We start from the raw sequence: 12,356 nt of genomic DNA on the forward strand, positions 1-12,356 counted from the left end.
CCCCACCCCGCCCAACCCGGCCCTGCCGCCAGCATCACCGCCCCAACCAGCATCCAAGTCAGCAGCCTCATCCCCCAAACAGAATGCACCCCCCATGCCACAAAGTGGTGGCATTTGAGGGAACACAAACCCGTTGAGTGGCATGGGCTGCTCGAAGGGCCAGGGCAGTGTCCTGCGGGCGAGTCTGAGCGAGGGAGCGCCATGGTGTTGAAGCTCGACCGAGCGAGGTCTCAGTGAGCCGAGCGCCGTAACGCGAGGCGAACGGCCCGCAGGACACTGCCCTGGCCCTTCGAGCAGCCCCTCGCGCACCATGGAGAATTCACAAACTGCCTCACGGCGTTCGATTTTCGAACACATCCCTATTGACCGTTCAAACAATCCCCGCTAGTCCTGTGGATAAGTATGGCCTATCTAATCCTCTCCCGACGTGGTGAGGTGGTCACGCGGTTCCTCCTCGAACAGGAACGCGTCACTGTGGGCCGTGATCCGGAATGCGACCTCACCATCGACGATCCGGGCATCTCCCGCCAACATTGTGACCTGCAGTGGGACGGCAATCACTTTCTCCTCACCGATCACAGTCGCAACGGCACCTTTCTCGACGGCGAACGGATGCGCGACACCGCCCTGCTGCACGACGATAGCCGCATCGAACTCGGCGCGTTCATGCTCGAATTTCACAGCGGTCCCGCTGAGCCGCTGCAACCCACGGTCGGTCAAGAATATCAACCAACGCTCATCCTGAAATACGAACCGCAGAGCAAGGCGCTCACCATCGAGCGCGTCGAGCTCGCGGTGGAATTGCCGCAAGGGGGCGAAGCGCATCATCTGGTCGAACATCTCCCGATTACGCTCGGCGCTGCTCCGTACAACTCCGTCGCCATTCCGCACGACCCCTACATCTCGCGCCACCATTGCCGTATCGAGGCCTCGGCGGAAGGGTTAGTGCTGCGCGATTGCGGCAGTCGCAACGGCACGTGGTGGAAGGGCCATCAAGTCCAAAGTCAACTGTTGCCCGAACGTGGCGCGTTTCAAATCGGTAAGACGAAACTGACGTATCGCGTCCGGATCGATAAGGAATTGCTCGAACCGGCCGCGCGGCATCGCTGCGGGGAATTGTTCGGCTGTAGCCGCGCGATGCAAGAAGTCTTCGCGTTAGTCGATCGCGTCGCGCCGAGCGATGCGACCATATTGATTGTCGGCGAATCGGGCACGGGCAAGGAACTGCTCGCGCGTGCGCTGCACGCCAGCTCCGGCCGCGCGCCGCGCCCGTTTGTCGCTATTAATTGCGGGGCCATCCCCGCCACGATCATCGAATCGGAATTGTTCGGCCATGAGCGCGGCGCCTTTACTGGCGCCACCACCCAACATCGCGGCGTGTTCGAGCAGGCGCAAGGCGGCACGCTCTTCCTCGACGAGATCGGCGAAATGCCGCTGGAACTGCAAGTCCGTTTGTTGCGGGTCCTGGAAACCCGCACGGTGCGGCGAGTCGGTGGCACCAGCGACTTGGCCGTCGATTTCCGCTTGATCGCCGCGACGCACCGGCGCCTCCCCGACTTGATCGCAGAGGGGGCGTTTCGCGAAGATTTGTATTACCGGCTCTTTGTCGTCCCGATTGAATTGGCGCCGCTGCGACAACGGCCCGAAGACATCACGATGTTGGCGGATCATTTCTCGCAGATCTTGCGCCGTCCCGGCCAGCACGTGGAATTTTCTCCCGAGGCCCGAGCCGCGCTGCTCACCCACAGCTGGCCGGGCAATGTCCGCGAACTGAAAAATACGATCGAACGCGCGTTGATCAGCACGCACGGCGAGACGATTGAACTCGAAGCGCTGCAATTCGCGCCGACATCGTTCGATCAAATCACCGACCCACGGATCGCGGCCGGCAACGCGCAATCCCGTGGCCGCAGCAAACGATTAAAAGAAGCGGAACGCGTTTCGATCGAGGCCGCGATTCGCACCCATAGCGGCAATTTGACCCAAGCCGCGAAATCGCTCGGCATCGCGCGCTCCACGTTGTGGGCCAAGATTAAAGAGTTTGCCGTGGATGTAGACCGCTACCGCCGAGCAATGCCCTAGCCGCCGGGGAATTCGGATCTTTCGCCAACTCCCACGACAGGGTGATTTCAAATCCCTTCACGATCCGCCAGAACCAATCATCGACCGCTATTTCCAATCGCCGCTCGACCAGCGCCCCTTCGCGCCGCAATGCGCTTAACTGAAATCCCATCATCCCATGACGCAGATGCGGCGCGATCATCGCCCAGGCCAGGCGCCGCTGCGCCAAGTAGATTTTCAGCCAAATGGCATCTTTCGTGGCTTGGTCCAATTCCGCGCCGGCCGTCGCAGCCATCGCGCGCTGCCATTCGGACGGATCGGCCCGCGGATCGCGCGGTCGGGAAACGGGGACGGTTGGTGAAAAAGCGGTCGTCATAAAGTTGTGCACATGGGCTGTCTATTCTTTCGGACACTTCCCAACCGGTGGGACATTAATATCCCCCCATTGCCACTCCGCGGGTCCACATCCCTGATTCGACAACGGCCACTCGCCGAGCGCTCCATGCGACTCGTTGTACAGGGTTTGCAACGCACGCTGCAACGGATCCAGCAGCGCCCGAGTTTCGAACGTCATCGTGAGGCTTGGGTCTGCCAGATCGAACGCCACCCGCGCCAGTTCCATCGAATGTGTGCCGACGTCCCATTCCACCAATCCTACTTGGGAGATCCGCCCGCGCGCACCCAATGCGAGTCGCACTTCAAGCTCTTTTCCATCTTGCCCACGAAAAAAGAGCCGGGTCTTTCCCGGACCGCAAAATGCCATTGCATGCACCGGGATGATTTTATTTTCCCGCATGGCTGCGGCGAATTCACCAAAGCGGATCTGCGCGTGCTCGCGACCCCGAACCAACGCGCTTTGCGCGTGATCGACTTCTTCCGGCGTCGCCGTGCGCGCAATGCTCGTCCCATAGTCCCCGGCAATTTTCCGGCGCAGCCCTTCATACGCCACTACCAGCTCTTTGCCGAACGCGATCAGATCGACTTCATCGCTCCCCCGATCGGCATCGATCGCTACGGCATCGGTGCGACAATCCGATGTCGTGCAATACGTCACGCGGTCATCCTGCTGCCCCAATGCCACTTGCTTGATCCCGAGGATCTCGCCCATACGTGCTTCCTTATTAGTGAGCCGTCCACCAACCAAGGCCTGCCCTATTCATATTATCGGACGTATACTTGAAAAGTTGTGCGGAGTGACAATTGCGAAGAAATCGGCCTTTAAAATCATTGGGTTTTTTCTCTTTCCGGCCATACCACACTACTAACACGTTGATTTTTCAATGCTCTATCCCGGCCTATTCCCGTCACACTCCATCCCAGAGGCTGGACACCTAGCCGCCAACGCCGCAGCGTGGCGTTAAACGATGACGTTATGCGAAAATCAGCGGAAAATCCGATTGACGCGACACATTATCCGTCGTAGCGCTCTCCATATGGCGTCCTGGTGCTCGGCGGCACCGCCTGCGGTGCAGCCACTTTGCGAGACGTTGATTGCCGGCTATGGCGTCACTCCCGACGCCCTGGATCAGGGAGCCGCTTATCTGGAATATCGCCGCGACCGTCCCCGACTTACGACGCGCGACAGCGGCGCCCACAACGCGCAACCATCCGCGCCGGAAATCTACCAACCCGCCATCGAACACGCCGAACAGGAGTTCGCAGCGCACGGCACATCCGCACTCGCCATCCTGCTGGGCCAGCATCTGGGCAGCGCGCTCCCGTGGATGCCGGTCGATGACCCGGTCCTGGTCGCACGACTCCAGAAAACTATCGCCACTGTGACAGCGGCGGCGCAAGCCCAGGGAATCCCGATCTCCACGGCGCGCTTTCGCCGGGCCCAGGCGTTGGAATGGTTGCATACATTGCATGCCCCGGAGGGTTGGGCACTCCGCGGCGCACCGGTGTTAAAACAACGTTCCACTCCAGCGGCCGTGCGGGACGGGACTTTGAACTGTCTCGAATTCGCATCGCTCTATATGAGTGGACTCCTGTTGGCCGGCATCCGGGCCGACTTTGTGCTCGAATATGGAAACACGGCCACGTGGCAAACGACCGCGACCGACGGCGCCCGTTACACATACGACCACGTCTCGGTCGTGGTGTATCTCGACAACCGACCGACGGGGAAGCGGTTGTTCGTGGATCCGATGCTCGAATACGCGGGCCCCGACACGGGCGGTACGGCGTGGGTCATCCTGCCGCGGCTGGAGGCGGGGATGAAATATTATTTAAATCTGTATGAACTGGGATTTACCGAGGTGCCGGAAGGTCCCAAACGCGACGCGCACCGCCGCAACGCATTAGTGCAGGCGCGGGCGTTCGCCCCCCATAACCCGGACGTCCGAGACGCCTGGACAGCGGCTTACAACTTGATGCCAAGTCGAGCCAGTTCCGAACGGTGAATAAATAAACTGCCGCCTTTTGGAATCAACTTCCGCATGTTTCCGTCGACGCCCTTCCCGTCAATCTGCACGTAGCCATTCGCCTTCAAATGCGCGGCCTCTTTCATGTTGGCCGCAACGGCGACCGTGGCCGGGGCGCGTTTCCCATTCGCTAACGTCACTTCCCCCCTGACTTCACGCACCGGAATGCCGAGCGTAACTTTCCCCTTCGGCGCCTTGATCACAGCTGCCAGTTTGTCGCGCTTCACGCGTCCCGTGATCTGCTGCGCCGGAAAGTCGTACTTTTGACTCGGCGGCTTCAGCGTCGCTTCTTCCTCGTCAAAGATGATCACTTCGGCGGGAGGGGCCTTCGGTCCACTGATCCTCCCTGGTCCATTACCACCCATAGAAAATCTCCTTTCGTGTTCGTGGGGTTGTGAAGCTTCAGAGAGAGCAACGGATGTGCCAAACGGCGGCGGAGAAAAACTGGTGCGATATCAACCGTGACACACCGCTGATACACGTCGGGCGGCTGTCAGAGTGAGAATCGCGTGCCGCAGCGTCAAGGAATCGACGGTTGACGGCGGAGGTTACTCGGCGTCCGGTTGTCGGTCGGGGTGGGCGGCTTGGAACGCGGGAAGCGGCGCACACGCTGCGTCGATCCGCGCCAATGTGGGATAGGCGGCGAGGTCGAGTTGGAAGCGACGCGCATTGTAGAGTTGTGGCACTAAGCAGCAATCGGCGAGGCTGGGCTGGTCACCAACGCAAAACGTCCCGGCCGTCGCGGCCACCATCGGTTCGAGCGCCGCGAGTCCGCGGGCCGTCCAGTAACGAAACCAGGCCGGCATATCGCCGCCGAGTTGGTCGCGCACATATTGGCCGACAGCGAGGTTTTGGATCGGTTGGATGCCGGCATTGATCGCCTCGGCATATTGGCGCGCCTTCGCGCGCAGCCACGGATCGGCGGGCAACAACGACGGCGTAGGCGCATGCTCTTCCAACCATTCCAGGATCGCCAACGATTGACTCAAGGTCCGCGTGACTCCCGCTGCATTCCACTGCAGTGTCGGCACTTGCGCGGCTGGATTTAGTTGTCGATACGTTGCCACGTGCTGTGCACCACCGTCTTTGATTAAATGGACCGCACGATACGTATACGGAATATTTTTGTACGCCAGTGCAATCCGCACCCGCCAACTACAGGAGCTGCGCCAATAACTATACAAGACCACGTCGTTCATACGGCCACCACACGCTGCGCGATCGTGCCGAAAATATTGGCACCATCCGCTCCGCGCATTTCGATTGCGACGGTGTCGCCCGGCTGCATGTACGGCGTGCGCGGGGCACCATGCTCCAGCGTTTCCAACATGCGCGCCTCGACCAGACACGACGACCCGCGCTGCGTATCCCGATTCGACACGGTCCCGCTGCCGAGAATGGTCCCGGCCGTCAGCGCGCGCGTGCGCGTGACATGCGCGATGAGGTCGTAAAAGGAAAAATGCATCTCTGCCCCCGCCTGCGGTCGCCCGAACAGCGTGCGGTTGTACGTGGTGCGAAGCTCCAAATGCACCCGCCCGTCGTGCCAAGCTGGCCCCAGTTCGTCCGGCGTCACCGCGACTGGGGAAAAGGCGGTGGCAGGTTTGGAACAGAAGAAGCCGAAGCCTTTGGCCAATTCGGAGGGGATCAGATTGCGATAGGTCAGATCGTTCGCCAGCATTAACAGACGGACATACGGCGCGGCCGCAGTCGCCGCCACACTGCACGGCGTGTCGCCCAACACAACGCACACCTCCGATTCGAAATCGAGTCCCCACTCCGCGTTGAGCAGCGGAATCGGATCGCAAGGCCCCAGCAGCACGCCGGAGCCGCCTTGATACACCAGCGGATCGGTCCGTAACGTCGTCGGGACTTCCGCGTTGCGTGCCTTGCGGACCAATTCGATGTGATGAATGTACGCCGAACCGTCGATCCATTCATACGCGCGCGGCAACGGTGCGGCCAGCATCGCGGGATCGAGCGGCGTTCCCTCCACCCAGCCGGCATTCAGCCGTTCCGAAAGTTCCGCCAGCGGCGGCGCCACTACGTCCCATTGATCCAACGCCATTTGCAGCGTGGGTGCAATCGTCGTCGCGGCTGCATACGCGCCAAGATCGCGCCGCACCACGATCAGCTGCCCATCCCGTGTCCCATCCCGCCGTGTTGCGAGTTTCATAATAAAAATCCTCATCACAACTTACGAATTCGATCACGATCGATGGCGGTAGGAGCGAGGTTGGGGGCCCACGCCACAGGGCGCTGGGATAGGGGGGACCCGCTGTTGCGGGGGGGAAGGGTTGACCCTTCCCTCCTGCGCCCTGTGGCGTGGGCCCCCCAACCTCGCGCCCTCACTTACACCCCATCCCCTTCACTTTCCTCTTCCACCGGCTCCATGTGGATCGTTACATCCATCCCGGGGAAGGCGTTCGTCAACTCCTTTTCCAGACGGACGGTGAGCGCGTGAACGGCGGTGAGCGGACGAGCGCCGGGAACGAGCAAATGAAAATCGACGAAGCGGCGCGCGCCGGACTGTCGGGTGCGGAGGGCGTGGAATTCTTCGCCCGGACCCAAGTGCCAGCGAATGCAGTCTCGAATCTGCTCCGTCTCGCCAGGTTCTAACGCGCGATCCATCAGCCCTTGGTACGCACGCTGCACTAAGCGACTACCGGAACGAATCACATGGAGCGCCACCAGCGCCGCCAGCAACGGATCGAGCCACGGACGGTCGGTCCACCGATACAGCAACAGTCCGACGATAATCCCGAGCGTCGTCCAGACATCGGCCGCCAGATGCTGCGCGCTCGCAGACAAAATGATCGAACGCCAGCGACGCCCGGCCCGAGCCGCGCCCCAGGCCACGATCCCGTTCACGCCGGCCGCCACGGCCACAAGCACCAAGCTGGTTGGCAGCGTCGCCAGCGGGCGCGGATGGAGAAAACGCATGACCGCTTCGAAAATAATCCAGCCGGCCGTGACGACAATCAGCGCGCCTTCGATCCCGCTGGCGAAGTATTCGATTTTCTCGTGGCCGTAGGCATGTTCCCGATCCGCCGGCTTCGCGGCATACGCGAGGGCGAACGCGGCAAAACTAGCCGCAGTCAGATTGACGAACGACTCCGCGGCATCGGAAAAAATCCCGATCGAACCACTCAAATAGAAGGCCAAAAATTTGAGTCCCAATGTGGCGACGGCCGCGACCACGAGCAGCAGTGCGTAGCGGGACGGACTGGTAAAACGAGACAGAGGATCCGCAGACGGCATAGGGTGCGCGTGGTAGCCGAAGTTCGCCGGTTGGGCAAATGATGCTGCGCAGCTGCCACGCCCTGAACGTCGGAGAATGCGCTTGTATGTGGCGGGGACACCGTGCTAAGGGCGCGCACGATGCGGCATCGACTCTCTCTCACCCCACTCTGCCTTCTGGCCCTCGTGGCTTGTGGCCGTAACACCGTCGCGACAATCAACGACGAACCGGTCGATCGCGCCGAGGTGTTGCGCACGGTCCAGACGTTGGCCCGGAATGTCGACCCGATCTTGTTGGCGGAAACCACTCGCCAGCGCACGCTGAAGGAAGAGGCCTTGCAACACGTGATCGACGCCCGACTGTTACAGACCGCAATTGCCAAGGCCGGGATTCAGGTCACCGACGAGGCATTGGCGACGTATATGGGCAATCCAACGGAAGGCGATGGCGCCGTGTCGTTCGCGGCCACGTTGCAACAGCAAGGACTCGATCTCGCGGACTGGCAGCAACGACAACGCATGCGGCTGCTCACCGATTACTATATCGAACGCGTGATCGCGCCGACGGTCACGATCGACGACGCGGCGGTCAAGACGTATTATCGGGAACACAGTCGCGACTTTGCGGAAGCGGAAGCGGTGCATGTCCGCCAGATCGTGACCGATCAAGAAGCGGTCGCGAAGCAAGTCTACGCACAGATCCTCAAAGGCGGCAACTTCGCCCAATTGGCGATGGAATATTCGATCAGCCCGGAAGCGGAGGTCGGCGGCGACTTGGGCTGGGTGGAACGCGGACAATTCCCGACGGTGATCGAAGAACAATGCGCCCGTTTGTCGGTCGGCGCGGTGAGCGAGATCGTACAAAGCGAATACGGATTTCATATCTTCAAAGTCTTGGCCCGCCGTCCCGGACGCGCGCGACCGTTCGCCGAAGTGCGCGCCGAGATTGCCGAGCGGCTGCAGCAAGAGGCCGTGGCCGCAGCGTTTGCGGCACATGTGGCGACACTCCGGGCAGAGGCGCGCATTGAAATCCACCCAGAGGCGTTGGCGCGTCTGGCGGTGAAGTAATGCAATGAATGAAGGAGGTTGTATGTTCCAACGTTTCTGTTTCGTGATTGTCGCCTGCGGCCTGGCGCTCCCGGTGTGGAGCGGAGAAGTCGTGAATCGTGTCGTCGCGATCGTCAACGGCGACATCATTACACAAACCGATCTAGATCAAGCCGTCGCGATCCGGCTCCCGCAACTCCCGCCGCAAGGCCTGAGCCGCGAAGCGGCCGTGCAGATGTTGCGGCAACAAGCGTTAGAACATTTGATCGACGAACGCTTGCTGCAACAAGTGATGCAGAAGGCCAACGTCGAGATTGGCGAGACCGAGATCGACGAGGCATTGCAAGCCTTCCTCCGCGAGCGCGGCGCCACGTTGGCACAGCTGGAACAAGCGCTGGCCCAACAACACATTCCGCTGGTCGCATTTCGCGAACGGTTAGCCAATCAGTTACGCCAGATGAAATTCGTCCAGTCGGAGGTCGCCAAAAAAGTGAGCATGAGCGACGAAGAACTGCGCCACTTCTATCGCCGCCACGCGGGTAAAGCAGAATCCGCAGGCAACGTGCGGATCGCGCAAATCCTGTTGCCGGTCACGGACGACGGACGCGGCAGTTCGGAGAAGGCGGTCCTGAGCCGGGCCAACAAACTCGCGGCCCGAGCCCAACGCGGCGAAGACTTTGCAGCTCTCGCCCGCACTCATTCTGCGGGTCCCGAAGCCACGCATGGCGGAGAGTTGGGAAGCGTCGATCCGACGACATTGCACCCGATGGTCGCCGCCGCCGTCACGCAGTTACGGGCCGGGACCGTCAGCGGGCCGATCCGCTCGAAGCAGGGATATCATATTATCAAAGTCTTGGAGCGCGGTACTGGCGGCGCGGACGACTTCACGAAAATAAAGCCGCAACTCCAGCAGGCGCTGTTCCAAGAAAAGGCGCGTGGCGCCTTGGAACAATACGTCGCCGAGATGCGCGCGAAGGCATACATCGAGATCAAGGAAATCGGCGGTTCGGCATCGTCGGTTGCGGAGCGGCAATCGCCGCAGCAAATACGCCCTCCTCCGCCGCCCACCACCGGCCGCGCCGCTCCGGCCCCCAGTCACTAACTATGTACCCGCTACGTATCGGCCTGACCCAAGGCGATCCGAAAGGCGTTGGACCGGAGTTGTGCGCTCGTGCATTGGCGCATTTTGCGAAAACGCCCCACTGCACGCTGCATCTGTACGGCGATCCGCAACGCACCGGACCCGATACGCAGCTGTCGGATGGCGAAGCAGGGCGATTGTCCGCGATGTGGATCGCGCACGCGGTACAGGACTGCCGCGACGGCCGCCTCGATGCGCTGGTCACAGCCCCAATCAATAAGTCACGATGGCACTCCGCCGGGATCCGCGCACCCGGACACACCGAATTCTTGGCCACCCTCGCCGCACCCACCAACCCACCGGATACGCGGATGCTGTTTCTCGCCCCGCGACTGCGCATTGTGCTGCTGACGACGCATGTACCGCTGCAAGCCGTTCCCGCACTGATCACCGCGGAGAATATTCGTCGCACGGTCGAGACCACGCAACAATTTTTCACCAAATATCTCGGCCTCCGCGCGCCGCGCATCGCCTGTCTCGGACTGAATCCGCACGCCGGTGAGGCCGGACTGCTCGGCACGGAGGAGTTGCAAATCATCAGTCCAACATTGGAAACGTTGCGCCGCGACGGCGTAACGATCGACGGCCCGTTCCCCGCCGACACGTATTTTGCGTGGAATCGCCAGGCGAACGCCGCTCCGCCGCACGATATCGTCCTGGCGATGTATCACGACCAAGGTCTCCTCCCGATCAAGACCCTTGATCCGCTCCATGCCGTTAATGTAACCATGGGCCTCCCATTTCTGCGGGTCAGCCCGGGACATGGGACGGCCGAATCAATTGCCGGGACGGGCCGCGTCGATGCGACGAATTTTTTTGCGGCCATTGAAACTGCGCTCACATTAGCGCGCACCGCACAAAGGGAGCACACACTATGACGATCAAATTCGGCACCGACGGATGGCGGGCGATTGTCGGCAAAGACTTCACGCAGCAAAATGTCACGCAGATCATCGAGGCCTTCGCGGCGATCTATCCCACGCTGCCCGAGGCCGGCCGCCCTGTCGTGATCGGCTACGATATGCGCAATCAATCGCCAGAGACGGCCACACTGATCGCCGAGCTGTTGGCGGCGCGCGGGATCACGCCGATTCTGAGCCGCGATTTTTGCCCCACGCCAGCCGTTGCCTGGACCGTTGTACGCCAACACGCGGCCGCCGGGATTATGGTCACGGCCAGCCACAACCCGCCGGAGTGGAACGGCATCAAGTTCAAAGAGAGTTATGGCGGCGCGGCATCGCCGGAGTTCACGAACCCGATCGAACAGCAGATCCAGAAAGGCGCAGCGGCGGCATCAGCGTGCCCAGCCGTCAGTCTACAATCCTTCGATCCGAAACATGAATACCTGAACCACTTACGCAATTTCGTGGACGGCACTGCGATCGCGAAGGCGCGTTTCAAGATCCTCTTCGACCCGCTCTATGGATCTGGCGCGTCGTATCTGGCGCAGATGATCGACGGCGTCACGGAAATCCACGGCCAACGCGATCTCCGCTTCGGCGGCATCCATCCGGAACCGATCGTCCCGTACGTCAACGAGGCGATCCAAACCATGCGCGGCGGCCAATACGACGTCTGCATCATCACCGACGGCGACGCCGATCGGATCGGCGCCATCGACGAACGCGGCACGTACCTGACCTCGCACGAAATTTACGGCCTGCTGCTGCAGCACGTCCTCACCCATCGCGGTTGGCGCGGCAACGTCGTCAAATCGATCACGACGACGCGAATGATCAACGGACTATGCCGCCAGTTCGGCCTGCAACTGACGACCACACCGGTCGGATTCAAATATATCAGTCCCGCGCTGAAGGGCCCGAATATGCTCGTCGGCGGCGAAGAGAGCGGCGGCATCGGCTTCCCGCGTCACGTCTGCGAACGCGACGGCCTGCTGTGCGGACTGCTGATCCTCGAAATGATGGCAGTGCGTGGCAAGCCGCTCAGCGCACTCGTCGCGGAACTGCAAACCACGTATGGCCCCTGTCGCTATCGCCGCGTGGATTTAAAACTCACGCCGGAGCAGATGCAACTGGCCAAGGCCCGGCTCGCCAATCTGGCCGTCACGTCGCTGTGCGGCCGTCCCATCGAGAAGATCGAGCGCATCGACGGTTATCACTTGCTGCGCGACGACGAGAGCTGGCTGCTGATCCGCCCCTCCGGCACCGAACCGCTGCTCCGCACCTACGCCGAAGCCCGCACCGACGCAGACGTCGCCGCATTACTCCAAGAGGCCCAACGGATGATCGGGCTGGCGGAGTAGTCTGCAGCGAAACAAACGCTCGCTCGGATGTGTTGCCTCTTTGTCCCCTCTCCCTTTTGGGGAGAGGGCCAGGGTGAGGGGGAGGTGAAGAGCGGAAGGTGGAGAATATACGAGAATGCCTCGCACTGGTGGTCTCCCCCTCACCCAACCCTCTCCCCAAAGGGAGAGGGAGGTGGATGCCCCG

General features: G+C 61.3%; 12 protein-coding genes. 6 read left to right on the forward strand and 6 right to left on the reverse strand.

What is annotated here, in order from left to right:
- The first annotated feature begins 402 nt into the window (after positions 1–402).
- Complete coding sequence (locus HY696_13150; protein ID MBI4239348.1) at positions 403–2,082, forward strand: sigma 54-interacting transcriptional regulator; 1,680 nt, start codon at positions 403–405, stop codon at positions 2,080–2,082.
- Here the strand turns inward: HY696_13150 and HY696_13155 are convergent.
- Together HY696_13155 and HY696_13160 are read right to left on the reverse strand one after the other, a co-directional pair.
- Entirely contained in the window at positions 2,033–2,437 is a 405-nt protein-coding gene (locus HY696_13155; GenBank protein ID MBI4239349.1) for a hypothetical protein, read from the reverse strand. The genes HY696_13150 and HY696_13155 overlap by 50 nt on opposite strands.
- A 21-nt stretch (positions 2,438–2,458) precedes the next feature.
- Entirely contained in the window at positions 2,459–3,169 is a 711-nt protein-coding gene (locus tag HY696_13160; protein MBI4239350.1) for a hypothetical protein, read from the reverse strand.
- Positions 3,170–3,494: 325 nt separating this feature from the next.
- Between HY696_13160 and HY696_13165 the strand changes: the two genes are divergently transcribed.
- Entirely contained in the window at positions 3,495–4,463 is a 969-nt protein-coding gene (locus tag HY696_13165) for a hypothetical protein (protein ID MBI4239351.1), read from the forward strand.
- On the opposite strand, the gene HY696_13170 is transcribed toward HY696_13165, so the two are convergent.
- The 4 genes from HY696_13170 to HY696_13185 form a co-directional block, all read right to left on the reverse strand.
- On the reverse strand, positions 4,424–4,849 hold the full coding sequence (locus tag HY696_13170; GenBank protein ID MBI4239352.1) for a hypothetical protein: 426 nt from the start codon (positions 4,847–4,849) through the stop codon (positions 4,424–4,426). The two genes, HY696_13165 and HY696_13170, sit on opposite strands and share 40 nt — an antisense overlap.
- Before the next feature lie 183 nt (positions 4,850–5,032).
- Positions 5,033–5,683 carry a maleylacetoacetate isomerase gene (gene maiA / locus HY696_13175; protein MBI4239353.1) on the reverse strand — a complete coding sequence of 217 codons (651 nt, stop codon included), beginning with the start codon at positions 5,681–5,683 and terminating at the stop codon, positions 5,033–5,035.
- Positions 5,680–6,657 (reverse strand): fumarylacetoacetate hydrolase family protein, encoded by a 978-nt coding sequence (locus HY696_13180; protein ID MBI4239354.1) that lies wholly within the window; start codon positions 6,655–6,657, stop codon positions 5,680–5,682. Before HY696_13180 ends, maiA begins: the two co-directional genes overlap by 4 nt.
- A gap of 176 nt (positions 6,658–6,833) precedes the next feature.
- On the reverse strand, positions 6,834–7,742 hold the full coding sequence (locus tag HY696_13185; GenBank protein MBI4239355.1) for a cation transporter: 909 nt from the start codon (positions 7,740–7,742) through the stop codon (positions 6,834–6,836).
- Positions 7,743–7,862: 120 nt separating this feature from the next.
- On the opposite strand from HY696_13185, the gene HY696_13190 reads away from it, so the two are divergent.
- Genes HY696_13190 through HY696_13205 form a run of 4 tightly spaced genes read left to right on the forward strand, consistent with a single transcriptional unit; the run spans position 7,863 to position 12,172 of the window.
- Positions 7,863–8,789, forward strand: coding sequence for a peptidyl-prolyl cis-trans isomerase (locus HY696_13190; protein ID MBI4239356.1), 927 nt, complete (start codon positions 7,863–7,865; stop codon positions 8,787–8,789).
- A gap of 22 nt (positions 8,790–8,811) precedes the next feature.
- Positions 8,812–9,870, forward strand: coding sequence for a peptidylprolyl isomerase (locus HY696_13195; GenBank protein MBI4239357.1), 1,059 nt, complete (start codon positions 8,812–8,814; stop codon positions 9,868–9,870).
- A 2-nt stretch (positions 9,871–9,872) separates the two neighbouring features.
- Positions 9,873–10,787 carry a 4-hydroxythreonine-4-phosphate dehydrogenase PdxA gene (gene pdxA / locus HY696_13200; protein MBI4239358.1) on the forward strand — a complete coding sequence of 305 codons (915 nt, stop codon included), beginning with the start codon at positions 9,873–9,875 and terminating at the stop codon, positions 10,785–10,787.
- Entirely contained in the window at positions 10,784–12,172 is a 1,389-nt protein-coding gene (locus tag HY696_13205) for a phosphoglucomutase/phosphomannomutase family protein (protein MBI4239359.1), read from the forward strand. The genes pdxA and HY696_13205 overlap by 4 nt, the downstream gene beginning before the upstream one ends.
- Positions 12,173–12,356 lie beyond the last annotated feature (184 nt).

It is taken from the genome of Deltaproteobacteria bacterium (assembly GCA_016210045.1).
Taxonomy (GTDB): Bacteria; UBA10199; UBA10199.

What these genes read in the sequence shown, in the direction of transcription:
- HY696_13150 (MBI4239348.1), top strand. Translation starts at nt 403, where the DNA reads ATGGCCTATCTAATCCTCTCCCGACGTGGTGAGGTGGTCACGCGGTTC.
- HY696_13155 (MBI4239349.1), bottom strand. Translation starts at nt 2,437, where the DNA reads ATGACGACCGCTTTTTCACCAACCGTCCCCGTTTCCCGACCGCGCGAT.
- HY696_13160 (MBI4239350.1), bottom strand. Translation starts at nt 3,169, where the DNA reads ATGGGCGAGATCCTCGGGATCAAGCAAGTGGCATTGGGGCAGCAGGAT.
- HY696_13165 (MBI4239351.1), top strand. Translation starts at nt 3,495, where the DNA reads ATGGCGTCCTGGTGCTCGGCGGCACCGCCTGCGGTGCAGCCACTTTGC.
- HY696_13170 (MBI4239352.1), bottom strand. Translation starts at nt 4,849, where the DNA reads ATGGGTGGTAATGGACCAGGGAGGATCAGTGGACCGAAGGCCCCTCCC.
- maiA (MBI4239353.1), bottom strand. Translation starts at nt 5,683, where the DNA reads ATGAACGACGTGGTCTTGTATAGTTATTGGCGCAGCTCCTGTAGTTGG.
- HY696_13180 (MBI4239354.1), bottom strand. Translation starts at nt 6,657, where the DNA reads ATGAAACTCGCAACACGGCGGGATGGGACACGGGATGGGCAGCTGATC.
- HY696_13185 (MBI4239355.1), bottom strand. Translation starts at nt 7,742, where the DNA reads ATGCCGTCTGCGGATCCTCTGTCTCGTTTTACCAGTCCGTCCCGCTAC.
- HY696_13190 (MBI4239356.1), top strand. Translation starts at nt 7,863, where the DNA reads ATGCGGCATCGACTCTCTCTCACCCCACTCTGCCTTCTGGCCCTCGTG.
- HY696_13195 (MBI4239357.1), top strand. Translation starts at nt 8,812, where the DNA reads ATGTTCCAACGTTTCTGTTTCGTGATTGTCGCCTGCGGCCTGGCGCTC.
- pdxA (MBI4239358.1), top strand. Translation starts at nt 9,873, where the DNA reads ATGTACCCGCTACGTATCGGCCTGACCCAAGGCGATCCGAAAGGCGTT.
- HY696_13205 (MBI4239359.1), top strand. Translation starts at nt 10,784, where the DNA reads ATGACGATCAAATTCGGCACCGACGGATGGCGGGCGATTGTCGGCAAA.